At 55.6% G+C, this 24,468-nt stretch carries 22 protein-coding genes, 4 pseudogenes and 1 riboswitch; of the genes and pseudogenes, 17 read left to right on the top strand and 9 right to left on the bottom strand.

Features of this window, described 5'->3' with window-relative positions:
* Positions 1-239: 239 nt before the first annotated feature.
* Positions 240-581 carry a RidA family protein gene (locus N8E88_RS03580; protein WP_262290698.1) on the top strand — a complete coding sequence of 114 codons (342 nt, stop codon included), beginning with the start codon at positions 240-242 and terminating at the stop codon, positions 579-581.
* Positions 582-1,005: 424 nt separating this feature from the next.
* On the opposite strand, the gene N8E88_RS03585 is transcribed toward N8E88_RS03580, so the two are convergent.
* From N8E88_RS03585 to N8E88_RS03595, 3 genes are read right to left on the bottom strand one after another with little or no spacing between them, the layout of a single operon-like run.
* On the bottom strand, positions 1,006-2,007 hold the full coding sequence (locus N8E88_RS03585) for a molybdopterin-dependent oxidoreductase (RefSeq protein ID WP_262291082.1): 1,002 nt from the start codon (positions 2,005-2,007) through the stop codon (positions 1,006-1,008).
* A gap of 4 nt (positions 2,008-2,011) precedes the next feature.
* Positions 2,012-2,890 (bottom strand): nitrilase-related carbon-nitrogen hydrolase, encoded by an 879-nt coding sequence (locus N8E88_RS03590; RefSeq protein ID WP_262290699.1) that lies wholly within the window; start codon positions 2,888-2,890, stop codon positions 2,012-2,014.
* 60 nt (positions 2,891-2,950) lie between these two features.
* Complete coding sequence (locus N8E88_RS03595; protein ID WP_262290700.1) at positions 2,951-3,334, bottom strand: RidA family protein; 384 nt, start codon at positions 3,332-3,334, stop codon at positions 2,951-2,953.
* A gap of 173 nt (positions 3,335-3,507) precedes the next feature.
* On the opposite strand from N8E88_RS03595, the gene N8E88_RS03600 reads away from it, so the two are divergent.
* From N8E88_RS03600 to N8E88_RS03630, 7 genes are all read left to right on the top strand, one after another.
* On the top strand, positions 3,508-4,428 hold the full coding sequence (locus tag N8E88_RS03600; RefSeq protein WP_262290701.1) for a LysR family transcriptional regulator: 921 nt from the start codon (positions 3,508-3,510) through the stop codon (positions 4,426-4,428).
* Between the two features lie 454 nt (positions 4,429-4,882).
* Positions 4,883-5,122: an NUDIX hydrolase gene (locus N8E88_RS03605; RefSeq protein WP_410010529.1), complete on the top strand. Its 240-nt coding sequence runs from the start codon at positions 4,883-4,885 to the stop codon at positions 5,120-5,122.
* A gap of 258 nt (positions 5,123-5,380) precedes the next feature.
* Positions 5,381-6,586 carry an aminotransferase class V-fold PLP-dependent enzyme gene (locus tag N8E88_RS03610; protein WP_262290703.1) on the top strand — a complete coding sequence of 402 codons (1,206 nt, stop codon included), beginning with the start codon at positions 5,381-5,383 and terminating at the stop codon, positions 6,584-6,586.
* 562 nt (positions 6,587-7,148) lie between these two features.
* Positions 7,149-8,099 carry a PLP-dependent cysteine synthase family protein gene (locus N8E88_RS03615; protein WP_262290704.1) on the top strand — a complete coding sequence of 317 codons (951 nt, stop codon included), beginning with the start codon at positions 7,149-7,151 and terminating at the stop codon, positions 8,097-8,099.
* Positions 8,100-8,388: 289 nt separating this feature from the next.
* The gene (locus N8E88_RS03620) at positions 8,389-8,595 is read left to right on the top strand and encodes a hypothetical protein (protein ID WP_262290705.1); all 207 of its coding nucleotides are present in this window, start codon (positions 8,389-8,391) and stop codon (positions 8,593-8,595) included.
* A gap of 331 nt (positions 8,596-8,926) precedes the next feature.
* Entirely contained in the window at positions 8,927-9,517 is a 591-nt protein-coding gene (locus N8E88_RS03625) for a TetR/AcrR family transcriptional regulator (protein ID WP_262290706.1), read from the top strand.
* A gap of 252 nt (positions 9,518-9,769) precedes the next feature.
* Entirely contained in the window at positions 9,770-10,237 is a 468-nt protein-coding gene (locus N8E88_RS03630; RefSeq protein ID WP_262290707.1) for an SDR family NAD(P)-dependent oxidoreductase, read from the top strand.
* A 382-nt stretch (positions 10,238-10,619) separates the two neighbouring features.
* Here the strand turns inward: N8E88_RS03630 and N8E88_RS03635 are convergent.
* Positions 10,620-10,750, bottom strand: a pseudogene (locus N8E88_RS03635) (transposase); the annotation flags it as partial.
* Between the two features lie 428 nt (positions 10,751-11,178).
* Positions 11,179-11,667 carry an Lrp/AsnC family transcriptional regulator gene (locus N8E88_RS03640; protein WP_262290708.1) on the bottom strand — a complete coding sequence of 163 codons (489 nt, stop codon included), beginning with the start codon at positions 11,665-11,667 and terminating at the stop codon, positions 11,179-11,181.
* Between the two features lie 112 nt (positions 11,668-11,779).
* On the opposite strand from N8E88_RS03640, the pseudogene N8E88_RS03645 reads away from it, so the two are divergent.
* The 3 genes and pseudogenes from N8E88_RS03645 (at position 11,780) to N8E88_RS03655 (ending at position 15,353) form a co-directional block, all read left to right on the top strand.
* Positions 11,780-12,995: pseudogene (locus N8E88_RS03645) on the top strand (diaminopropionate ammonia-lyase).
* Complete coding sequence (locus N8E88_RS03650; RefSeq protein ID WP_262290709.1) at positions 12,995-14,158, top strand: M20 aminoacylase family protein; 1,164 nt, start codon at positions 12,995-12,997, stop codon at positions 14,156-14,158. The pseudogene N8E88_RS03645 and the gene N8E88_RS03650 overlap by 1 nt, the downstream one beginning before the upstream one ends.
* 94 nt (positions 14,159-14,252) lie before the next feature.
* The gene (locus N8E88_RS03655) at positions 14,253-15,353 is read left to right on the top strand and encodes a branched-chain amino acid ABC transporter substrate-binding protein (protein ID WP_262290710.1); all 1,101 of its coding nucleotides are present in this window, start codon (positions 14,253-14,255) and stop codon (positions 15,351-15,353) included.
* A 226-nt stretch (positions 15,354-15,579) separates the two neighbouring features.
* Here the strand turns inward: N8E88_RS03655 and N8E88_RS03660 are convergent.
* Positions 15,580-16,012, bottom strand: a pseudogene (locus tag N8E88_RS03660) (M24 family metallopeptidase).
* A 44-nt stretch (positions 16,013-16,056) separates the two neighbouring features.
* Between N8E88_RS03660 and N8E88_RS31680 the strand changes: the two are divergent.
* From N8E88_RS31680 to N8E88_RS03675, 4 genes and pseudogenes are all read left to right on the top strand, one after another.
* Positions 16,057-16,236, top strand: coding sequence for a M81 family metallopeptidase (locus tag N8E88_RS31680; protein WP_410010511.1), 180 nt, complete (start codon positions 16,057-16,059; stop codon positions 16,234-16,236).
* A 177-nt stretch (positions 16,237-16,413) separates the two neighbouring features.
* Positions 16,414-16,614, top strand: a pseudogene (locus N8E88_RS03665) (MFS transporter); the annotation flags it as partial.
* A 31-nt stretch (positions 16,615-16,645) separates the two neighbouring features.
* Entirely contained in the window at positions 16,646-17,062 is a 417-nt protein-coding gene (locus N8E88_RS03670; protein WP_262290712.1) for a DUF6088 family protein, read from the top strand.
* On the top strand, positions 17,049-17,963 hold the full coding sequence (locus N8E88_RS03675) for a nucleotidyl transferase AbiEii/AbiGii toxin family protein (protein WP_262290713.1): 915 nt from the start codon (positions 17,049-17,051) through the stop codon (positions 17,961-17,963). Before N8E88_RS03670 ends, N8E88_RS03675 begins: the two co-directional genes overlap by 14 nt.
* A gap of 540 nt (positions 17,964-18,503) precedes the next feature.
* Here the strand turns inward: N8E88_RS03675 and N8E88_RS03685 are convergent.
* The 3 genes from N8E88_RS03685 to N8E88_RS03695 all read right to left on the bottom strand — a co-directional run bounded on the left by N8E88_RS03685 (position 18,504) and on the right by N8E88_RS03695 (position 21,786).
* Positions 18,504-19,742, bottom strand: a complete 1,239-nt coding sequence (locus tag N8E88_RS03685; protein ID WP_262290714.1) for a D-amino acid dehydrogenase — start codon at positions 19,740-19,742, stop codon at positions 18,504-18,506.
* A gap of 145 nt (positions 19,743-19,887) precedes the next feature.
* Positions 19,888-19,977, bottom strand: a riboswitch (glycine riboswitch).
* Positions 19,978-20,220: 243 nt separating this feature from the next.
* Complete coding sequence (locus N8E88_RS03690; protein ID WP_262290697.1) at positions 20,221-21,048, bottom strand: alpha/beta fold hydrolase; 828 nt, start codon at positions 21,046-21,048, stop codon at positions 20,221-20,223.
* A 114-nt stretch (positions 21,049-21,162) separates the two neighbouring features.
* Positions 21,163-21,786 (bottom strand): glutathione S-transferase family protein, encoded by a 624-nt coding sequence (locus N8E88_RS03695; protein WP_262290696.1) that lies wholly within the window; start codon positions 21,784-21,786, stop codon positions 21,163-21,165.
* Between the two features lie 331 nt (positions 21,787-22,117).
* On the opposite strand from N8E88_RS03695, the gene N8E88_RS03700 reads away from it, so the two are divergent.
* On the top strand, positions 22,118-23,290 hold the full coding sequence (locus tag N8E88_RS03700) for a branched-chain amino acid ABC transporter substrate-binding protein (RefSeq protein ID WP_410010510.1): 1,173 nt from the start codon (positions 22,118-22,120) through the stop codon (positions 23,288-23,290).
* Positions 23,291-23,348: 58 nt separating this feature from the next.
* Positions 23,349-24,260, top strand: coding sequence for a branched-chain amino acid ABC transporter permease (locus tag N8E88_RS03705; protein WP_262290695.1), 912 nt, complete (start codon positions 23,349-23,351; stop codon positions 24,258-24,260).
* Positions 24,261-24,468: the final 208 nt, after the last annotated feature.

The following is a 24,468-nucleotide window of genomic DNA, read 5'->3' on the forward strand; positions in this document are numbered from 1 at the left end:
CGCGGCTAAAGGTGCATTCGGCTCAAAACCTATCGCAACGCCCAATGGCGGTTCGCATTCTAATGGGATACGCACCGTCACCCCGCTCTGTCACTTGTCTATAACGGACGGACACGGTGCAAAGCGCTAGCGCTCTGCAACCACGAAAAGAGCCAGCATCTTTCGCGGCTAAAGATTTCCCCCGGCCTCGCTTTTCTCGCGGAGCCTTTCCCGAAGCTCAGTTTTTCAAGGAGAATACCATGAGCATCCAGCGCATTGAACCGGGCGCCCGCATGAGCGGCGCCGTCGTCCACGGTAACACCGTCTATCTCGCCGGCCGGGTCGGCGAAGGTGAGAGTGTCACCGACCAGTGCAAGAGCGCACTTGCTGAAGTCGACCGCCTGCTTACCGCCGCCGGCAGCAACAAGTCGAAGATCCTGCAGACGATCATCTATCTCTCGGACATCGCGTATTTCGGAGAAATGAACGCCGTCTGGGAAGCCTGGATCGATCCGGCCAACCCGCCGGCGCGCGCCACCAGCGAAGCCAAGCTCACCACGCCGAAATTAAAGGTCGAGTTCATCGTCACGGCGGCAATCTGATCGCAGCGATATCGAAGCAGAAAGCCGGCCTGTCGCTTCGACAACCCGGCTTTTTATTCATGCTTTTCCGCGAATCTGCGCCAGCTTAGGCGCTGTCGTGATCGCTTCCGGATCGAGCCTGACCTCAATGATCGATGGTTTGCCGCTGGCGGGCCCGCTCATAAGCCGGGCAATCCTTCCGTCTCTTGGCAGCTCTCCGTGCATGCCGAAGGCGCATCAGACTCAATCTTTCAAATCAGGTGTTCATGCCTGAAGAGCCCGACTGAGGTATCGCTTGCCACATCCCGCTTCCTTGATCTTTGCACTCGTCGTGGTCTGCCTGATTATGCTCGCTTTTTGTAACAGCGAGTATTATCAATTCGCGCCTTAGATGTAATCGGCTTATCTTTCCGTTCGGTTGCGGAAATCCTTGCTCTAGCACCGGTTATGCTCCTGCCGCCAAAGGACCAACTTCAACTTCGACAGAGTGCACCGCGTTTCTTGCGTCAGATGGCGGCTGTCCTTCCCCAAGTTCGTTGGTGCACCGACACAGCAAGACATGCTGGCCCGACTCCGGCGACCATGGCAGCTCAAACCGCTGCCAACTTTTATCCTTGCGCGGACCTACGGTTGCAGTTTGCCACGAGTCGCCTCCATCCACGCTGACTTCGACGTTCGAAATCCGATGATCTCCCCAAGCCCAGCCCCATATTTTCGTTGGCATGTCAGCTGGCAACAAATCATTGGGAGACGGTGACACGATAACGGCCTCAGGGGCGACACTCCAAACCGGCGTTATTCCCGAAGCCGTGGAGTCGTTGTAGAAGCGCGTCGTATAGGCGCCGCTCGCCCGCTGATCTGCAGCCGTGATCGAACCAACCCATTTTACAGAGTTTGTGCCATACCAACCCGGCACAACCAGTCGAACCGGACCTCCGCGATCCGAAGTTAGCGGCTGACCGTTGATCTCGAGTGCAAGGAGAACTTCTTCGGCGAATGCTTTGCCGATCGGCAAATCTTTTTTATAGGGTTCTTCGACCCCCGCATACTCGCCCCACTCGAGGCCGGAAGTCCAGATGAAAGACGCCTGCTTGCTTATCTTCGCGTGTTCCAAAACAAGCGACAGCGGCACCCCTTTCCAAACCACGTTTCCGATTCTGCGCTTGGCTACTGTCGGAGCAAGAGGGCTTCCAGCGCATTCGTGAAATGACATAAACTCGCGCTGTGGCATTGCTTGAAGATCAGCCAGACGCAATCTCATCGGCTTGTCGACAAGACCATCGACATCCAGGTGCCAATGCTCGCGGTCGATCTCCAAGAACCCCATATGAGTCACCAGAAAAAGTTCGTCTTCAGGTGTAATCCAGGAGTCGAGGGCATGAACGCCTTCAGCCGGACCGTAGAAGGAGAAGCCTTTCTTAGGCATGTGCATACCTGTCCGCTTCATCATTTTACTTAGGCAAAACCGGCGAATCGGAGGCCCTTGGAGCCTCCTCAGCGCTGCCTTCCCAAAATTTGATCGGCTGTCGGCGTGTGCGGTTAACGGCGACGTCGAAAATATCGAATCGGTTATAACCAGCAACAACGTCGTGGAACCGTTTTGGTTCAACACACTCGTCAAGATCGACATAGGCATAGCCGATACCTTCATCGATCATTTCATCCCCAATTGGCGCCCCAGTTGGTCCAAGGAAAAAGCTGCTGGCCCGCGGACTGGCATCTATGATCGCTGCGATTGTGGGGTCATCCAAAGCAATAGATCTGCGTGCGCTTTCATCCAACCGACCGGCGACAACGATGCCGAAGCACTTGGCCTCGAAACAATGGGCTGAGGCCCGGATGCGATTGGCCGCCCGGTTGTCGTAGTTGTCGCTCTCCGTCGGAACGCGAGTGGGCCAGATCGGCGGATCACTGCTTATATGAACCTGCTCGACCAGCTTTCGATGGTGGATCAGGATCTCTCCTGTATCGGAAATCAGGACATTGCTATTCCACAAACCTGCGACACTTGCCGGGTTGCGCTCGGAGAAACCGATTGAAACGAAAACACCGTTGTCGGACGCAGCTTTCCGCACACGCTCGATTTCAGGTCCATCCACGTATACGGAAGCGTTTAAGAAGCGCTTGAAATGTTCGTGCGATTGAATGGGTGGGTAAAGTGCTGCCCAGACGGGGAAACCAGGAAGAAAGCTCTCCGAAAATACCACGAGCGATGCGCCATTGCCGGCAGCCTCTGCAATCACTGAACAGGCTTTCTCCGCGCTCGCCTCGGGATCGAGATAAACCGGGGCAACATGAACAGCGGCGGCCTTAAAATCTATGTGTCCCATCTATTCCTCCGGTGATCAAGGCTCGCCAATAGCCGTCTCGAATATTACGGCGAAACAGGTTCACGATTGCCGTTTTGCCGTTAGTCCGATCTCTATGCGCGCTCCAAGTGGCAGACTGGAACAGCCGATTGTGGTTCGCGCCGGGTAAGGCGATGAAAAACGCGTCGCGTAAATCTCATTCATCTGGCCAAAGTCACTCATGTCGGTGAGATAGACGTTGACGGATACGACATCATCCGGCCCGAGGCCTGCTGCCTCCAGGACCTGAAACAGATTATCGAAACACTGGCGGGTCTGATCGGCAACATTTCCGTCGACAAGTATGCCAGTTTTGACGTCAAGCGGCGTCTGGCCGGAGCAGAACAGCAAATCTCCGGCCCATGTTGCGTGCGAATACGGTCCCACTGCCGCAGCTTTCGAAGCATTCACAGTTTGTCTAGGCATGCTTTCTCCCCAGGTAGGTTAAAGGAGCGCACCTGCTGCTGATCAGCGTGTTCGCATAAGGGTTGCTTGACCGCTACATTTCACCGGCACAGCGCTCATGAAGCTAGCAGAACGAATTTGCGCGCCAAGCCGAATAGAACGCACTACCCTGTGCAAAAATAGACGGGGGTACTATGACGACTGCAATTGACCATCTTGATTGGGACGATCTCAAGCTCTTCCTCAGCGTCGTCAGGTGTAAGAGCGTGACCGGCGCGGCCCGGGAATTGAGAGTTAGCCACTCCACCGTTTCCCGCCGGCTTGCTCGTTTGGAATATACGGTGGGCGGCGCGCTCGTCGAACGGACCCGGGAAGGACTTTTGCTGACACCTGCTGGGCTAGTCACGATGCGGCGAGCTGAGGAAATTGAAAATGGAGTGAATGCTCTGCGAAGTGACATGAGTAAACGTGACGAGATACGTGGTACGGTCAGATTAGCCACGATGGAGGGTATCGCGACGCTTTATCTGTCCGAGCGGCTTGTCGAACTCAGCAGCAGGCATCCGGATCTTCACCTCGAACTTGTCACATCGCCGCAAACGGTTCGGGTCGCTCGCCGGGAGGCGGATCTGTTCTTGAGCTTCTTCAAGCCCCATGGAACCGCCCTTGACAGCCAGCTGATCGGGCGGTTCAGGACAGGGCTATTCGCTTCGCAGGCTTATCTGGAGCGCAACGGCGTTCCCTCTCACGCCGCAGATCTTAGCGAGCACCGCTTTGTTGGCTATATCGAGGAGCTGGTCCAGCTCGAAAGCGTCCTCTGGCTAGAGGAACTCGTACCCGCCCCAAAGATTGCGTTCAGCTCAAACAGCATGATGTCGCAGATGTTCGTGGCGTCCGCGGGTGCAGGAATTGTAGCACTTCCCGAATTCGCGCGCAGTCTGAACCTAGGTCTCGTTCCCGTGCTCGAAGATCTGGCAGGCGAGCGCGAAATTTGGCTCTCAGCACATCAGGACCTGGCTTATCTTCCGAGAGTCCGCGCTGTGAAGCGGTTCCTGAAGGAACTGTTTCAGCGCGACGAACAGCGCCTTCTAAGAAACGCGCTTTGGTCATTGTAAAATCTCACAACAATCCCACGGCATAAGGTCCGGTAAGCGATAGCAATACGTGCCATCGGTCGCGCGGCGGTATGAAGTTTCGCATGGGCTCCTTGCCAGCGGGCCTGACACCCACAGATTTTGGTTTGAGCCATAGTCAATCGAGGGGCAAGCACCTAGGCAGTGGCTGCGATCAATTCGACTGCAATTTTGGCACCGGCAACCGGAAGCGGCGATGCCTCAATGACCGATCGCGCGGGCGCGTTAACGAATCGATCTCGCCAAACCTGGTCGAATTCAGCGAAGTCAGACAAGGTAAAAATACCTGCCCCTTTGCCAGGCCCAGTCGGCCCGAAACTGCGAATTTGGCCAACTCGAAGAACGTTGTATTTTGCGCCTAAATCGTACGCTGGTTGCAGAATGGTGCCAAATCGCCGGCAACATCGAGGACGGTGAAAAAGCTTGGGAAGCGGCGTTGCATGAAGTTCGCGAAGAAACGGCTCTAAGCTACGACCGTCTATACGCAGACATATGTGAGCAGTTCTATGAGGCCAATCGCAATTCTATCAGCATGCTACCGGTTTTCGTCGGCTTCGTGGATGCTGATGGGAAGGTTGTCATTAACGATGAACAGCGAGTTTTAATGGATTTCGTTCGATGCGGCCTTGGGAATGGTGCCATTTGCGAGACAGCGCCATGTGCTAAGGCATATTGATGGGGAATTTGTGCAGCGTGAGCCAGTTCGGCATCTGCCAGTCAATGCTGCTTCCAAGAAAATCCCGATGGAGGGGAGGCGTTGATAGCAGACGCCGCACGACATTATTGTGGTCTTGTCCGGCACTAGATGACGCTTTCCAGCAGCTTTCCCTGGCGACGTTCAATTCTGCACACGGGTTTGCAAAAGTAGCGGCTTTCGCGACAATGCCAATTGCGTCAACAAGACTGGTGGTTCGGTCAAAGAAGGAATTCCCTCATGTCGCAAATCAGCCGCGACGCTACGAAAACTCTCGACCTTTATCGCCTGCGTGCTGATACCCCCGGCACAAAAAACAGAAATCATCTCAATAATGCTGGCGCCGCGCTGATGCCGAGCCCGGTTATTGATGCGGTGGTTGGGTACTTAAGCAGGGAAGGGGAGATCGGCGGATACGAAGCCGCAGCTGAGGCTCACTCTCTCCTGGAGGGCACATACGATAGTTTGGCCACTTTCGTGAACTGCGCCAGCGATGAGATAGCGATAGCTGAAAATGCAACGATTGCCTGGCAGCGCGCATTTTACTCCCTCTCTTTTGGACCCGGGGACCGGATCCTGACGGCAAGTGCCGAATTTGCAGCCAACTACGTCGCCTTTCTGCAGGTCGCCAAGCGTACCGGCGTCTCGATCGAAGTCATTCCGAATGACGCCTCGGGCGTCCTCGATCCGGACGCACTGGCGAAAATGATTGATGAGCGCGTTCGGCTGATTGCGGTTACTTGGATTCCGACGAACGGCGGCCTTATCAATCCAGCAGCAGCGATCGGTCGAATAGCGCGCGACAACGGCATTCTCTATCTCCTCGACGCCTGTCAAGCTGCGGGTCAGACCCCAATTGACGTTAACGCGCTGGGCTGCGACATCCTCACCGCTACTGGCAGGAAGTTTCTCCGCGCGCCGCGGGGAACTGGTTTCATGTACATGCGTAAATCAGTCTTGGAAAAGATCGAGCCGGCGATGATCGACCTCTATGGCGCGCCCTGGACGGCGCCTGATCGATATGAATTGCGACCTGACGCAAGACGTTTTGAAACGTGGGAGAAAAACTACTCGGTTCGTCTCGGCCTGCGGGCAGCAGTGGATTACGCGCTCGCCCTTGGCCTCGAGGCTATTGAAGAGCGTTGCAACCACCTGTCGTCAAAGCTTCGCGAAGGCCTGAGGGAGATGCGTGCCGTATCCGTATATGATCTTGGGGCGCCGCTTGCCTCCATCATATCATTCACCGTCAGAGACTGGGAGTCATCAGCCGTCATGGCGTATCTGACCGACAAGGGGATCAACGTCTCGGTTTCGCCTCCTTCCAGCACGCCCGTCGACGCGCATACGCGACAACTTCCGCCTGTCGTGCGAGCGTCACCGCATTATTACAATACCCAGGAAGAGATCGATGCGTTTCTCAAGGCGATTGCTGGCATTGCAGTGTAGCGTTTGACACAGCTAGACCAGGGTGTCGAAGGCGGACTACGCACCCTTATCCGCAATTCGTTGAAGGTTCGGAATGTGGCCGTCGGTTCCCTTCGCGCTGCGGTCGCTAGATTATGACAACCACAGTGGAACAGGTTAACAACCGACTGCACCTCCGCTCGGTCAACTGCGCGACTGTTCACCTTGGTAAAAGGGTATCTACCAGCGCGAAAAGTCTACAGCCCGGTGGAACCTTGACCCTTCGAGCGAGGGTGAAGCAGCAGCCAAATTGAAAGGACTGTTAAAGAACCGCCACCTAACTTTGCTGAGCTGCTAAAATATGACAATTTTGCCTACCTCTTTAGCAAGATTGTGGGCACAATTCTAATTATGATACTCGCGAAAAGGAAACTCGCCGCGGCCAACGCATCCTCCCGAACCCTCTGCGCAACGCTCACAGCGCGCTATCTAACTTGGCACCGGCACAGTTCAGGCCCCATAAAAAGCTCCACACACTTTAAGCATTCACGCCGATAGCTTGCCCAATGGACGCTAGACGATCAACCAGAAGGACAAATAAAATATGCGACTAAGCCCCCCGCCACCTGTCGAGTCCGCGCTCAATGCTATTGGCAATACACCGGTTATACGCCTGCGTCGCGTCGTTCCGGACGGGAGTGCTCAAGTCTTTGTCAAACTCGAGTATTTCAACCCGACAGGCTCGTATAAAGACCGCATGGCAAAATCCATCATAGAAGAGGCTGAGCGGCGCGGGGATTTGAAACCGGGAATGACAGTGGTTGAGGCGAGTGGGGGAAGCACCGGGTCCTCGCTCGCCTTCGTTTGCGCAGTGAAAGGCTATCCTCTCATCGTGGCTTCTTCCAACGCCTTTGCCATGGAGAAGTTGCGTACGATGCGTAGCTTTGGCGCAACCGTTGATCTGATCCACAGCCCGTCCGGTGAAATCTCATCGGATCTAATCCCGTCAATGATCCGCCACGCCCAGGAGGTGTCCAGCCGATCGGACTGCTATTACTCGGACCAGTTTAACAACCGTGATGCCTTGATTGGCTACGAAGAAATCGGCCACGAGTTGGTCACACAATTTCCAGACGGTATCGACGCCTTCTGTGGCGCGGTTGGTGTGGCCGGAATGACAATGGGCGTGGCAAGGATTCTGAAGTCGCGGTCAGCGTCGGTTCGGATCGTGGTTCTGGAGCCAGCCTCTTCACCCGTCATATCGAAAGGTTGGGCCGGAACCCACCACGTCGAGGGGATAGGGGTAGGCTTCGTTCCGCCTTTGCTCAGTCACGACCTCTATGACGAAGCGCTTGACATTCCGGAGGAAGAAGCACGCGCTATGTGCCGCCAACTGGCTCGAGAAGAAGGATTGTTGGTCGGCACGTCCACGGGCCTCAACGTCGCTGCGGCGATACGTTTGGCCAAGGAGTTGGGGCAGGGTAGAACGGTCGTCACCGTCGCGAGCGACACCGGTCTAAAGTACATGAACGGGGAGCTTTTTGCAGATGCCTGACAATGGTCGAGCGACGGCCGCGACGACGTTGGACCTCGGGTTGCATTGGAACCTACGGACACAGGCGATTGCTCCGGCCCGTAGACAAACGCGCGCAATCCCCGATCTATCAATAGTACAGTTTTTTGGAGCATCCTGTAAGCTGGGCAGGGGAGTTTCATGATCGCGGCGTCTAGACTCTGCTACGGTGGTCGCCAATTCAAAACGGCGGCGAAGCGAAGAATGAAAGCCCATGCTTGCGTACTCTACAGCACGATGGTGAGCTGCTCATAAGCCGAAAGCGATAGCGATGGCCATCGCTATTTTGAGCGAAGCAGTATTGCAGTTCAACGTCCTAGCCGCTCCGCCTGGAACGTATTGGCACGACGCCAACATCATTCGCGAAGTGTTGGGCCTCGTCCTGACGCAGGCCACGCGCATGGCGGTGGCTGAGTACCATCAGAGCCGCATCTGGGAACCGATGGGGGCGGAGGCTGACGCAAGCTGGGGTTGTTGATGATAACGATCAAGAGATCGCTTGTTGCTGTCTCAGCGCAACCGTTTTTTTGGAATGGGTGCCACCAACGGCTGGGCTCACGGCCACAGCCTAGTCCTGATCCGAAACTTTCTGCCAGCGTCCTGATGCGCCGGTGTGAGAACGTTCCTCCCGGCCCGGGAGAGCTCACGATGATTCCGCAAGGAGGGTGCACCACATTTGACGTCCAATGTCAGCTATTGCATTGGATTTGGCCACTTTCGTTGGTACGGCTGGATGCGTCATTGCATGAATAATATCCTATGAGTATGTTGACGATCATGCAGATCGTCAGATGGCAAGGAGTCGTTTGTTGGGGCATTCACAGGCCGAAAAAGCGCAAAGTCGAGGGCGGATTCTGAGGGAGGCCGCCGACCAGATCCGAGACGGCGGGCTTGAGTCGGTGAGCGTGGGCAAGCTCATGAAAAGCGTTAATTTGACGCATGGCGGCTTCTACGGCCATTTCGCGTCGCGTGCAGACCTGCTAGCCCAGGCTCTGAAGCGCGCCCTGGTTGACGGCGCGCGTCGGTCACCAAAGGGATCAGGGGGCGCGCGCGCCTTCGCCAACGGAGTTAAAGACTATTTAAGTCGGAACCATCGGGACTCGCGCAGCACTGGGTGCGCAGTTTCGGCGCTGGTTTCCGATGTCGGGCGCGCCGATGCCCAGTCCAAGACGGTCATGGCCGCCTATATTGAGGATTACATCGGTGCCACTCGGCAACAGCTTGGCGACGAAGATGACTCCAGAGCAATGTTTGCCGTCAGCGCCATGGTTGGCGCTCTGGCCCTGTCGCGGGTGATGACGGACTCGGCCCGTTCCGACGCCCTGCTCCACGGCGTGCGCAAACAACTGATGGCTTTCGACGAGCCTAATGAGTCGGCGCGCTCAGGCAACAAGGACTAGGCCTGAGTTGTGGGCCGGGCTGTCAGCGCCCCGGTCTCCGTGGCGCGGTTCAGCATCAGCGCAACCTCGCAGGCCGCTCTCACACGACAGTGAGACCTTGTGGATTTTCGTCGTGAATCGTGAGGATTAATTGCATGGGTGCTGGTCGACACGCCTGTTGGGCAGTGGAAGGCTAACCTCATCCGTACCTCGGCCAGCCGCCGGTCGCCGACCGTCTTTCGGCTTAGAGAGCGACGCGCGGGAGTACCAAAGGTGGTGATCCACAACGCTGTTGGCGGAGCTTTCGGCAACTTCCTCGACATCGAGCCGGAAGTCCTTCAGCAAAATTTCCAGATCAATGTCATGGCGCTGCTGCACCTTGCGAGGTGGGTTGCACCACGGATGGAGGCGGCAGGGGGCGGAGCCTTGCTGGTGACAGGCAACACCGCTGCCTATCGCGGTAAGGCCGCCTTTGCCGGTTTTGCCCCAAGCAAGGCAGCGCAGCGGGTTCTGACTGAGTCCATTGCCCGAGAGATGGGCCCTAGGGGCGTGCACGTGTCCTTCATGATGATCGATGCGGTCATCGACGTGCCTTGGACCCGCGCGCGGTTCGCGGACAAGCCGGATGACTTTTTCATCCAGCCATCCGACATCGCGGAAGAGGTCTGGCACGTCACTCACCAGCCACGTTCCGCTTGGTCATTCCTGACAGAATTGCGGCCCTTCCGCGAGTCCTGGTGATCTAACATTTCGCAGAGTTTCATTTTGTCGATGCCGCCTGGAGGCCATCGAGGCGACGCGACGGCGACGCTGTTGCCCAAGCTATCGGCCCTGAAATCCGGGAGGGCGATCGGGCTGATGGTGCGCCGCACCAAATCCGGGCTAATGAGCTTGCTTCAACGCTGGTTCAAGACGCTGTAGCCCGAAAGGATCGCCCGTATCGCACCTCTGGCGCCGGCACAGTTCCAATGTTTACAGACACTTGACGAAGGAAAATGCCGATGTTCCCCCAAGAAAGTCGCACAGACTGTTGGTTCGGCGAATACCGCCGGGGCTGCTCGCGCGACACCTTTCGAAAATCACATCGACTATGCTTTCTTGATAGAACGTTTCGAGCCCGAGCTCGCCAACCATAGAGAAGGTTTGGTGAAACTCCATGTCGCAGAGCCGCAGAGGAAACTGTCTCCCTGGGCATAGCTCTCCTCGATGATCTGCAGCGGTTGCCCAGAGCCGTCGCCGGACATCACCGACCATAAGTTCAATCTGTCGAAACGTGTTAGATGTAAGCTAATACTCAAACCTGTGCTTGAGCATTGCTGCTTAGGCTGAGGGCTTGGTCGCAAGTGGGCGTGGTTCAGTTACCAATGCAGTCTCGACCTCACGGCCGACTTGCCTCAGCCTCGACAAACTTATCTCGTCCGAGCTCTAACTGTCCGGCGCTGCGAGGCGAACGAGCCCGCCGTCACGCTTAATCTCGCCGAGACTGCGTCGGCGGCCAAGTATTCGCTGGTCATCGACGGAAAGGCTATTCATGGGCAAGGGCTCCTGTGTTCGCAACGGTTTTTCAGTTAACGTCACCATAGTTCCAAGCGAGATTAGTGGAGGCTGATTTAGCGGCGCCCATTTACGACTTTGTACCGTGAAATGGGCTTGGTCGAGCAATTGATACGCCGGAGGTTGCGTTAGCCCAGAGGGATCGACAAGCCGACTTTCACCCGATCCATCGCAACGAATGTTCGGAAGTGTTTTACGTTATTGTTCTGGAAGAAAAGGCGGCGGGTGAGGGCTTCATAATCGCTCATGGATCGGACTGAAATCACTAGCATGAAGTCCGCCTCTCCGGTGACGTAGTAGCATTGCTGCACTTCGGGCGCTGCGACAAAGGAACGCCTCGCCGTCTCGTATAGATCGGTCCGCTCGCTCTCCATGGCGACTTGCGCGAAGAGAGTGATTGGTTGACCTACTTTGGCCGGATCGACTATCGCAACATTTGCCTGGATGACGCCAGTCTCTTCAAGACGCTTAATCCTTCGCTGGACAGCAGGGGCCGAAAGATTGACCTGCTCTGCGATCTTGCGCTGGGACGTCTTATTGTCGCGCTGGAGGAGATTCAAGATCGCCTTGTCCGTCCGATCCAGTGAGATCTCGTCAGTTCTGGAATTTTCGCTCATTTTCCCACCCATTAAGTAGCCAATATCTCATTGTTGCCAGCGAACTAAAGCGCAAATTACACCTCGCTTGCAATATAAATGCAGGAACATTTTCTAGCTCGTGGACCACGAAATGCTTCTCTTGAACGAAAACGTTGAATATCGAACGAAGTTGGATCCGTCCGACGCGGAAACCCTGAGCCTCGCCGCGGCTGAGGAAGTCGAACGCTTCCTTAGCTATCGTGAAGGTCACAAGGAGACGCCATTGGTTTCGTTGTCGAGATCTTGCGGAGATGCTCGGCGTTGGCTCGATCCATATCAAGGACGAAGGCCAACGACTTGGACTGGGAAGCTTTAAGGCGCTCGGCGGATCGTATGCCGTCATTCGCATAGTTCTTGAAGAAGCCTCGCGGGATTTCGGCCGAGAGGTCGATATCTCCGAGCTGCATTCGCCCGAAGTCATTGCCGTCGCACGCAAACTGACTGTAGCCTGCGCGACCGACGGGAACCATGGTCGTTCCGTCGCACAAGGTGCGCAACTTGTCAGCGCCAACTGCGCGATCTTCGTACACTCTGGTGTAAGTGCCGAGCGCATCGCAGCTATCGCGCGGTTTGGAGCCCAAATTATTCGCGTCGATGGAAACTATGATGACTCTGTTGCCGAGGCATCGTGCGTCGCTTCGCAGAACGGCTGGCAGACAGTCTCCGATACTTCATGGCCGGGTTACGAACGAATCCCGGGCTTCGTCATGCAGGGGTATACTGCGCTTCTCAGGGAAACTGTCAGGCAACTCCCCGAGCGACCAACACACGTGTTCGTCCAGTCGGGAGTAGGCGGCATCGCGGCGGCTGTGGCAGGCTACTTTAGCCTTCTTTTTGGCGATGAGCGTCCATTCTTCACAGTCGTAGATCCTTCCCGCGCAGCTTGCGTCCTTGAGAGCGCACGCGCAGGCAAGGCCATAAAAATCGCTCAAGGCGAACCGACGGTAATGGCGATGCTTGAATGCTACGAGCCGTCGTTAGTTGCTTGGCGAATCTTATCCAGAAGCGCCGATGCATTCATGACGGTCGAGGAAGATGAAGCGATCGACGCGATGCGCCGTCTGGCGAACCCGGAAGCGGGCGATCCGGCCATTGTCTCAGGTGAAAGCGGTGGTGTGGGTCTGGCTGCCTTGATCAAGGCTTCTGGCGACCAGGATTTCCGCTCCAAGCTGAAGTTGGGCAAGGACAGCCGCGTCTTGCTTATCAATACCGAGGGGGCGACCGACCCGGCGCTCTACCAGCAACTGGTTGGCGTTTCCCATGAAGTTATTGCGGCACGATCAATCAAACTGGCGGGAGCGCACTGATGACTGAACTTCAGAAACTTAACGAGGAAATGACTTCCTGGAGGCGTGACCTCCATCAGCATCCTGAGTTCGGCTTTGAGGAGAAGCGGACCTCCGCGTTCGTCGCTTCAAAACTTCGCGAGTTTGGCCTCGAAGTCGCTGAGGGTCTTGGAGGAACGGGCGTTGTAGGAACTTTGAAGCGGGGAACGAGCAATCGCTCGATCGCACTGCGCGCTGACATGGACGCTCTACGGATCACTGAACATAGCGATCTGTCCTACAAGTCTAGGAATCCCGGTTTTATGCACGCCTGTGGTCACGATGGTCACACGACCATGTTGCTTGGCGCAGCCAAGCATCTTGCGTCAGAAGGTGGCTTCGATGGAACAGTGCGGTTCGTCTTCCAGCCCGCCGAGGAATGGGGCAGGGGCGCGCTGTCGATGCTAGACGACGGCTTGATGGATCGGTTTCCGTTCGAGGAGATTTACGGGATTCACAATATGCCTGGTGTCCCTATTGGCGTATTGATGACCAAGAGCGGCGCAATGATGTCCGCAGAGGATAATTTCGAGATCATCCTGACTGGCGTTGGTGGCCACGCCGCTCGCCCGCACTGGGGCAATGAAGTTTTGGTTGCCGCCTGCGCTCTTGTGACAAACCTGCAGTCCATCGTTTCGCGCCGGGTAAGCCCGACGGACGTTGCAGTCGTTTCCGTCACTGAACTTTTGACGGATGGTACTCGCAACGCGCTTCCTGGTCTGGCGCGCATCCTTGGCGATGCCCGCAGTTTCAAGCCGGAGGTCAGCGAGACCATCGAGAAGCAGATGCGGATTATCGCCGAATCGACGGCAGCGGCCTACAACGTCTCCGCTGAGGTCAAGTACAGTAGGGAATTCGTGCCACTAATCAACGACGCCGAATTGGCGGAGGAGGTTTTCGAAGCTGGCCGCACCTTCTTGCCATTGGAAGATGTCCGGAAGATCACTGAGCCTTTCACGGGTTCGGAGGACTTCGCGCACTACTTGAGCAGGGTTCCCGGCTGCTTTCTCAACCTCGGTAACGGCGAGGCATCGGCACCCCTCCATAATCCTAGCTATGACTTCAATGACGCTGGTCTGATCTATGGGGTTAAAACCCATGCTGCAATCGTGCGGCGTCGCCTACCGGAGGCCGGTCCCTCCTGAGACGAAGTTCTCCGGCCGCGCATTGACCTTGGTCGGAGAGCCGAGCGCCGACTCTAATCCAACTCAATCTCGAAACCAAAAAAGGGGAATGAAGATGAAACGGTTTCTTTTGGCAGCAACAATGCTCGCAACAATCAGCACTTCTGCGCTCGCAGACATGACTATTGGTTGGGGTGGTCCCATCACGGGCGGCAGCGCCGCGGTGGGCGAACAAACTCTCAACGGCGTGAAACAGGCAGTCGAGGATATTAACGCTGCGGGCGGGATCTTGGGGGAAAAGCTCGTCCTTCAGGTCGAAGACGATGCAGGCGATCCGAAGCAGGCCGTCTCGGTCGCCAACCGACTTGCGGCTGCCGGCGCCCAGTTTGTTATCGGCCACCAGAATTCTGGTGCTTCCATCCCAGCATCGGATGTTTATGCCGAAAATGGCATGTTGCAGGTCACGCCCGGTTCCACGAACCCAAATTTCACGGAACGCGGTCTCTGGAATACCTTTCGCACATGCGGCCGGGATGACCAGCAAGGTACCATTGCTGGAAACTACCTCACGAAGAACTTCGCTGGAAAGAATGTCTTCCTAGTGCATGACAAGACCCCCTACGGTCAGGGGCTCGTCGAGGAAGTCAAGAAATCTATCAATGCAGGTGGTTTGAAAGAAGTCGGCTTCGAGGGCATCTCCGTTGGAGACAAGGACTTCTCGGCGCTGATCGCGAAAATCAAGGAAACCAAAGCCGATGTGATCTATTTTGGTGGTGTCTATACCGAAGGCGGCCTCATTCTCCGTCAGTTGCGTGATCAGGCAAGCAAGGTCGCGATGATTGGTGGCGACGCAATGTTCTCGACTGAATTTTCGGCGATTGCTGGCCCAGCGGGTGAGGGTACTCTGATTACCTTCGGACCTGATGCTCGAAAGGAGCCAGCTGCCGCGGGCGTCATCAAGAAGTTCGCTGACAAGAAGATTGATCCCGAAGGCTTCACCCTCTACGCATATGCTGCCGTACAAGTAGTCAAGGCAGGTATCGAAGCGGCTGGAAAAGCGGACCCGCAAGCAGTCGCTGAAAAGCTCCACAGCGGCATGTCAATCGATACGGTGATCGGTCCGCTTTCTTATACAGAGAAAGGTGACGTCACCCGCTTGGATTTCGTCTTGTACGAACTCAAGAACGGCAAGTTCGAGGAACGAACGTCGAAGTGAGGCCGGCCCAGAAGCTTGGACAACCACCGGCGCGCAGTTGCCATTTGCGCGCCCGGGCACGGATTTCAGCATCGAAGCCGAAAGTATCGCGACCGGCGTGTTCGATAACGCATTCAACTTCCTTCATTGAGCATAGCCCCCCAACAAGCCAAGCGCGTCCCGCGCCGCTCGTCAGTAAGGGGCTAAGCTTCTATGACTGGAATCTCCCGGGGAGCACGAGGGCCTATCAGCTCAGCGCCACTTTCCGTATCACGATGTTTTCTTCGTGAGCCATGATCTTTCCGTTATAATCTGCAGACGGTTCGATGGTAAATACCATTCCAGGTTCGAGAATGGTCGTGTCATCAGGCGCGTTCGACGGAAACTCTGTAACGATCTTCCCAAGACCATGGCCAAACCGACCGACAGTACCGACCTCAAAGCCGCGCGAGGACAGTACGTTGGGCATGAAATAGATCGGCCGCTGTCTTTCCAGGGCGGGCGGCTGCGATGCCTGCTTCAGTCGCCAGCCAAAGAGCGTCATACACGCGTTCCACCTCGCCTGCCGGTCTCCCAAAGGCAAAGTTGCGGTCAAAATCGCAGTAGTAGCCGCCGACCTTCGATCCCGTGTCCAGAATAAGCACGTCACCTTTGCCAAGTACTCTGTCAGTCGGGCCCATAATGATGCTGGTGTAGCCCCCGTGCCCGGATCCGATTGAGAGATATGGTACCGTGTCGGCGCCCTAGCCCTGACACTGGGCCGTCGGTGTTAGTAATCGCCAATGGGGATGCACAAAAGGCTCGTGACGCTGCCCAGCGTGTTGCCCGATTTGTTTGGGAAAGACGCGACGAGTTTCGGCCAAACGCTCCCGCCCGAGACGGCAATCGAGTCCGCGTTAAGTAAGCTATGTTATGCGATACGTTATAGCGTAACATTATTGGTGCGGGCGCTATCGCCGACTTTCTGCATAGACTGATGACTTATGCCGGTTTACGTCGCTACAGGCCGGATATCCTGCTGCATCGCCGTTACATTGGGAGGTTCGAGATTTAGGAGGATACGCAGCGCGAAGAGCTTCCCATGTCCGGTTCGCCGACCCTTGCCCCGCTGCGGAACGAGGTTTTTCGTTCGATCTGGACGGCCTCACAAATATCCAGTCTGGGTTGGCTCGTGGAAACGGTGGCCATCAGTTGGCTAATGGCAACCATTTCGGCGTCCGATCTGATGGTTGCACTGGTGCGCCATGGGCTCTTGTTTGGTGTCGGGTTTTTGCATATATTGCATGTCGGGTGTTTGCAGAAAGAAGTTGACCATGCACCAGCCAAAGACATTGAAGCAGAAAATTCAGAACCGCGTCGCCAGAACGAAGAAGACCGATGTCTTTCTTCCGCGAGATTTTGCTGACCTTAGTGGCGAGGACCAGGTTCTGCGCGCGCTTAGGTCACTGGTCCATGATGGCACTCTGATGCGGTTGGGCTACGGTGTCTATGCCCGAGCGATGCGGTCACGCTTGACCGGTCGGCCTATGGTCTTAAGCGCAAACGGTTTCCACAGTGCGGCACTTCAGGCGCTCAATAAGCTTGGTGTGCCATGGGAGCAGAGCGACAGCACAAAAGCCTTTAATGAAGGCCGCTCTACCCAGATCCCGGTGAACCCGACAGTCAAGGTCAAGGCGCGCTTCAACCGGCGGCTATCTGACGGTCGCACGGAGCTTCGTGTTGAACGGTAAGCCAGACCAGAAAACGCTTCTGGAAGTACAAGACTATTTTGGCCTTCCTTCGCCCGCTCTGGTCGAGAAGGATTGGTTTGTCGTTCGCGCCTTGGCTGCCATACACGATGTGGAGATCGATGGACTGACGCTGGCGTTCGGCGGGGGAACGGCGCTTGGACGCGCCTATCGCCTGCTCGAGCGGATGTCAGAAGACATCGACCTTCGCATAATTGGCGACGGGGCCAACTCGCGCGGAGCGTTGAGGCGTTTTCGAAGAGAGGTGACAGAGAGGCTCACAGCGGCGGGTTTTCAGACAGATGGCCACTGCCGCGTTCTGCATAAAGACAGCTACGTCCGGTATGATCTTCCCTACGAACCCATCGCTAAGGGAGAGGGCGTCTTGCGCCCGGAGATCAAAATCGAGATCGCTGTATTTCCTGTTTGCACCGCACCGGAAAAGCTCTCTGTCTCATCGTTTGTCGCTGAGGCCAGTGGTGCCGACGCCGAAGCCAACGACGTCGCATGCGTGAGACTGGCCGAGACCGCCGCGGACAAGTTCGTTGCGCTTGGGCGTCGGGCTGGCTTCGCTTTCGCGGGACTGGGAGACCTCGACCACACTCTTGTCCGTCACGTTTATGACTTGTCACGCATGGACGGCCACTATGATGCAGCGGAGGCGGCCATGATTGCTTTGAAGACGATGAAGGCAGACGCTGAAAGCCGCGGCGACGAATACCTCGCCTATAAGGCAGACCCCAGGGGTGAAACGCTCCGCGCGTATGAGATCATGTCCAAAAACGAGAGGTTCGCCGAGGGCTATGCGAAGCTGCTCGGTGACATGGTTTATGGTGACAGACCTGAATTCGCATCGGCTTTCGAGAAGGTGCAAAACTTCGTCGAACGCATCCGCGACGCCTAAGGTTCTTCGGGCGTTGGCGCGTCCCGCATTGTCTTCCACCCCAAATCGGAACCAGCCTGGTGTACTTTCGCCAAGAATTCCCTCGGGTCCACAGCCAGGGCTTCGGAGAGCTGGCCAAGAATAGTGACGTTGCAGACATCTCGGCGCGCTCAATGGCACCGATGTGGCGCGTGCTTGAGCGTCCGGATTGATGCGCCTCAGTACCGCTTCATGCCAGGCGATACGGATTTTGCAGCCGTCTCGCAACGCGACCTGATTCAACTTGCCCGCCATCTGAACGACAAGCCGCGAAAGTACATCGGTTACAGAACGCCGGCCGAAGGCTGCCACCCATTTGCGCGAACGAGCATGATCCCCTACCCGCCAAACAGGCATGGTGCACTTGGGTTAGGTTCCCCAGTCCGGCACCCGGCGAACGAAAACGATCAGTGAAGTTATGCAATCAGGATCCGAAGCACGATGGCAATGCCCAGAGATTGGTCCCGTCACGAGGCCGCCGCCAACCAATTTATACTATAGTGAAACAAGCCGCCCACCCTTCTACCGTGGCTCGAGCGGCAACTCCCGTGCTAAGGCCTCCGCAAGCATTGCGGCTGTCGCAGCCGACAGTGTCCACCCCAGATGTCCGTGCCCGGTGTTGTAAAATACACCAGGCATGCGACCTTTTCCGACCTTGGGCATCATATTCGGCATCATTGGTCGCAGACCTGCCCAGGGCACCACGCGCTTCGTACCAACTCCCGGGAAAAGCATGCGTGTCCAATCGACCAAAGGCTTAACTCTATCATCACGGATGTCCCAGTTCAGACCGTTGAGTTCGGCCGTACCTGCAACTCGGAAACGGTCCATTCCTAGTCTGCTTGTGACTATTTTTGCCCGGTCGTCCAGCAGGCTGACCCAAGGCGCCGACTGTTGAGAGATCTCGTCATCGAGATGAACTGTGATCGAGTAACCTTTAACGGGATAGATGTTGACGCGGTCGCCTAGCATCATTGCCAAATCGCGGCTGCCTGTGCCAGCACATACAACTACTGCGTCGGCTTCGATCACCTGAGGCTCGCGTTCGGTCTCCGTGGTCGAATAGATTAACTGGAAGCCGCCGCGCCGCTCGATGCGCCTTATCGTAGCATCATACAGGAACCTAGCGCCGCGGTTCTGGCATGCTTTGGCAAGGCCGGTTGTGTACTTGTGGATGTCTCCGGTAGAATCTGACGGCGTATAGAATCCGCCATGGAACGTTCCGTGCAGCGTCGGCTCAATGGTCTTCATTTCGTTTGCCGTCACCGGCCGTCGATCCAATCCTCCCTCAACAAGCAGGCGGTTTACTACGGTCGCGTGCTCAAAGCTATGCTTGTCCCAGTAAACGTGCAGAATGCCGCGACGAACGTGGTCGAATTCGATCTTTTCCTGTTCCGCAATTTCGAACATGAACTTGCGCGCAGCTATTGCTAGCCTAGTTGTGGCGACGGTGTTCTCGCGATACTTGGAAATGTTGGAGATAAATTCTGCAAGCCAGCTGTACTTATGCCAAGTTGGCTTGGGGTTCATCAAAAAGGGAGCGTCCCTTTTGACCATCCACTTAATTCCCTTCAGGAGGGTCGACCAGTGATTCCATACTTCCGCGTTGCTGGCTGAAAGTTGTCCACCGTTTGCAAGCGACGTTTCCATCGCCGCATAACGCTGACGTTCCACGACGGTGACATTATAGCCAGCGCGTAGAAGTGAATAAGCCGTCGACACGCCAGCTACACCGGCGCCAATAACAACAATTTCTGGCATGTTTGCTCTCCAGACAGATCAATGGGTGCAGATCTTCAAATCTGCGGCTATCCCCAAATCTGTCCTTTTACCTGAGAGCTTAACCGACGCGCTTGACCTCGGCGTTCCCCTTCGGTGGACGCTCGAAGCGTCTCTCTCCAGAGTGTTCGAAAGTACGGTCATTTTTGCCTGAGAGTTTCCTTGGGGGGTTGCTCCGTCGGCGCCGGCGTATGCCGATCTCTCCCGTATTATCTTAACGATATTTCTCTCGTCTCGGCTGCTTTTGCGAGTCAACCTCCGATCCAGGCGATTGTGGCCACGCTAGTTGAGCGAGACGCAGGCAATTGCCTCACCCATGAGGTCGATTACCCGTCTGAATGAACATATCCCCACCTGAACGCGGCGCGCGGGCTGATGCAAGCATGAGGATTGACGACCATCCTGTTTCATGATGTCCCTCTTTTTGTGCGTTGGTAGCTTTGAAGCGCATGTGCGCGGTCTAGGCGGATTTGGGTTGGTCGGCTTCGCCGCGCATGATGGACTTTGCAAATGAGACAAGGACCGCCGCGGCCTCAGAAACCTTTTCCGGAAGAAGGGCGTGGCCAGCTCCATAAATGATTTCCAATGTCGTGAGATGGCCGACACGGTCTCGCAGGAAGTCTTCTTCGGGAACGGGGGCGATCTTGTCAAATTCCGGGGCGACATAAAGGACCGGCAGATTTTTGCCGACTTCGGTCCAGCTGCTGTCCGCCGTCGCATTTGTGGCTGCGAGCTGAAATTGAGAGACCTCTGTGTGCCACCCGCTTAACCAGAGGGAAGCATCGTGCCCCGGAGCGAAGAAGTCGCGCTGCAAATAAAACAGGCGATCTGCGTCCGGCTTGGAATTGTCCGATACGACATTCACAGAAATCAACAGTTCGGGCGATATCGTACTGCCGATAATAGCAGCAAGAAGTCCGACGGATCTGGTCATCGAAGGCCAATGGTGGGCAAGAACCCGCGCGACCCAGTTGCCGAATGCGTGGCCGACCACAAACAAAGCTTCGGGTTTTTCCGGCGCACAATCAGCTTCGATGGCAGCAACGACATCGGCGGCAAGATCGATCAATGTGATGCCTTCGGTCGGGCCTGTGCTTGCGCCTATGCCGCGGGGCTGCGGTCGCAAAACGCGGAATCCCGCCGCAGCAATCATGGGGGCAATTTCATCAAAATCCGAAGCGCCTCTCGCCAGCGAGGGGAGCAGGACAATACGGGGGCCTTTACCTTCGACAAAAAGTTCGACCTGACCTTCAGGGGTCGGGATCAGTTTGCGCTCGAGTTTCGACATTTTTGTAATCCTGTTTTGGTGGAATCCGCAGTCGTCGTGGAGATCGTAAGCTATAGTCCTTGTACGAAGCAGCAGTATGGACCGTTGTCATTGCCGCGGCAAAATCTTGCTTTCCTACTGAGGCTTCGCGCTGTCGAAAAATCTGGTAGAGGCCAAAGAGGGCCGTGACTTTATAGATTGATGCCAGTTGGACAGTGCCGGGTATTTTTCCCGCCAGCCGAGCTTCGGAAACCGAAAGTCAGTGTATTCAGCAACGATAGCCAGGGTAATTGACGACAACCCAAAGGGTTGTTGGGCAAGTCCTGCCTCGACTGTCGCCTCCAGATTTGTCCATATCTTACTTGCCTTCAAATTGAAGGCGTTAATGAGCGCAATCTGCTTTGTCTCCTTGAGAGATTCGATCCGCCATTGCACCAACAGGTCAAGAAAACCATTGCACAGCGCATGCAGCCGAAGCTCTTCAATTCGCCGCTCCGACGAGGAGGGAATGAGTTTAGCACCACCGGCCATATGATCGAGGTACTCGATGATTACCAGGCTATCGTAAAGCACGGTCCCGCCATCCAGAACGAGGGTTGGGAGCTGCCCAAGCGGGTTGTATGGCAATAAAGCCGGGTCGGGCTTACTCGGCGCAACGCGCGTCGGGATCGTTTCCAACCTGTCGCCTAGTCCGAGCTCATGTGCACTTACGATGACTTTTCTTACGAATGGCGATGTCGATGACCAATATAGTCTCATGAAGAAAAACTCCTTAGGCTCTTAATCCGGAACATTGATCGATGCTCGCCTGTGACCAACGTTGTTCCCTTAGTGAACAGCTTGCGATCACTCCAAAGCGCAGGTTCATCGGATCGATCATCAAGCGCATCTTCGCCCGAGTGCGATCGGTTCGATAGAATTGGAAAGCCGTGGGTATATGAAAGCTCCGCCGCCGTCTCCGATGACGTCGCAATAATCCAAATCCAGCCGCGCAAACGTCCTATCGGGCCGGGTTGCGAGCGCTTATGCTTCCCAAGGTCTTCGGCTTACAGGGAGTAAAGTCGGCGGCTTACAGGGAGGAGGATCTCACATGCGTTTCGTAACAAAGTGCATAATCTCTGCAGTCATGAGTGCTTCACTTGTGGCAGTCAGTCATGGAGCGGAAGCCAAGCAAAAGGTGAAGATCGCATGGGTGGGGCCGTTGACAGGCGCCCTATCGGCCTACGGCTTGGGCGGCCGCAATTCCGCGGAACTGGCCATTCAAGTGATGAACGCGAATTCAGCGGCTAACTACGACTATGAGCTCGTGGCGCTCGACGATGAATGCAAACCGAATGTCGGGGTCCAGGTTGTGACCAAGGCAGCGGTTGACCGGTCGATTATTGCGGCAATACCGTTCTACTGCTCTTCAACTGCGATGGCGGCAATTGACATTTTCAACCGTTACAAGCTGCCGATGGTTGTATGGGCGGCTGTGCTTCCAGAAATTACCTATGGCAATAACTATCCCGAGGTGCATCGCGTAACGGGTGCGCTGATTGGTCAGAACAAGGTCGGCGCAAAGTTCATGAAGGATGCGGGTTATAAGACCTTCATCTCCTTTGCTGACTCTACCGACTTTGGCAAATCGACCACGAAATATTTTAGCCTCTATACCGGCGAGGAAGGCGGCAAAATCCTTGCGGGTTTCAGTGTCCCGCCGGATCAGCAGGATCTTTCCGCTGAGCTTACAAAAGTAAAAGAGCTGAACCCTGAAGTGGTTTACTTCGGAGGGCTGGTCCCCCTTGGCGCCAGACTAAGAACGCAAATGGAGAAGCTGGGGATCAAGGCGCAGTTTGAAGGCAATTCTGCGATCATGGGTGATGCTTATATCACGGCGGTGGGACCAGAGTTGGCAGAAGGCACAATTGCGTTCTACGACAGCCCCTCACTCTCGCAAACAGCCGGCGGTAAGTTTTTTCTAGAGAAATACCAAACAGCTGGCTTTAAAGAGGCGCCCGAAGCCTACGGCCATTTCTCTTACGCTGCGACGATGCTTGTTCTGGAGGCGATCGAGAAGGTTGGGCCAACAAGAGCTGCCGTGACCGCGGAGCTCGGTAAGACGAAAGATCGCCCGTCCATCGTGGGACCCATCACCTTCGACGATCATGGTCAAAACGTAACGCTTCAGACCACCAAATACATAGTTCAGGACGGCAAATGGATCGTTTGGGAAGATAGCGAATATGCGAGCGGAAAGCGGAAGTTGAAGAATCTGGAGTGACGCCGATGCCGGTACTCTGTGCCCTCGTTAATTTCCATCACGTGAACAGGACAGTAGCATGGCCACTTGGATCCAACACATAATAAACGGCCTCATGCAAGGCACCGTCTACGGGCTTGTTGCGATGGGATTCACGATCTTTTTCGGTGTGATGAACGTCATTAAGTTCTCCCATGGGGATGTCTTCACGTTTGGCGCATTTGGGGGTCTGGTTGCCGTATGGATGGCCGATGCAATCGGCTTGCCGATTTGGTGTCAACTCCTGCTCGGATTCACAGTGGCAATCTTGTTGGCCAGTGTACTGGGAGCCTTGATCTCCAGAGTGCTCATTCTTCCGCTGCGCAATGCGCCGCCTCTCAACATGCTTCTTATGACCATGATGGTTGGAACCGCGATCCGCGAAAGCATTCGTCTGTTCTTTCCGAACGGGTCCAATCCGCAACGCTTCCCTTCGTTGTTGCCAGCGGGAGGATATGAGTTTCTGGGAGCTCATGTGCGATTGGACGGAATGCTCCTGATCTGTGGCGGGGTGGGATCAATCGCCCTCGTCTATCTGATTATCAACAGAACGCGGTTCGGGTTGGCGATGCGTGCTGTGGCTGAAGACTTAGAGACTGCCAGCATGATGGGAATTAATTTTGAACGTATTGCGCCTCTTACCTTTGCGCTCGGATCCATGACGGCGGGGTTCGCCGGCATCATGTATGGAATCTACTACAGCGAGGTCAGCTACAACATGGGCTTGTTACTGTCTGTCATAGGTTTCTCAGCTGCAATTGTCGGCGGCTTGGGAAACATTTGGGGGGCGATCCTCGGAGGATATCTTTTTGCTGCTTTGCAGACTTTGGTTGTCGCAGCGACGCCCTCTCTGAGTGAATACAAGAACGTAATAGGATTCGCGATAATGATCATACTAATTACGTGGCGGCCCACCGGCTTATTGGCCGAGCGTACCAGTGAGAGAGTATAGCCATGTATATATTTGATACGGCGCCAAGGCGAATTGCAGCCCTGCTGGCTACATTGATTGTGGCGACCGGCGCTTTGTCGGCAGTCATTCAGATAACGGACGAGACGCTCTTCATTGTTGTGTTGCTCGTCATTATCGCCGGGACGTGGCTTGCGCATCGCGCAGGATTACTGCTTGGGGCGGAACTTGCAGCTAAGGAAAAACCAAA

The organism is Phyllobacterium zundukense, assembly GCF_025452195.1.
Taxonomy (GTDB): Bacteria; Pseudomonadota; Alphaproteobacteria; order Rhizobiales; family Rhizobiaceae; genus Phyllobacterium; species Phyllobacterium zundukense_A.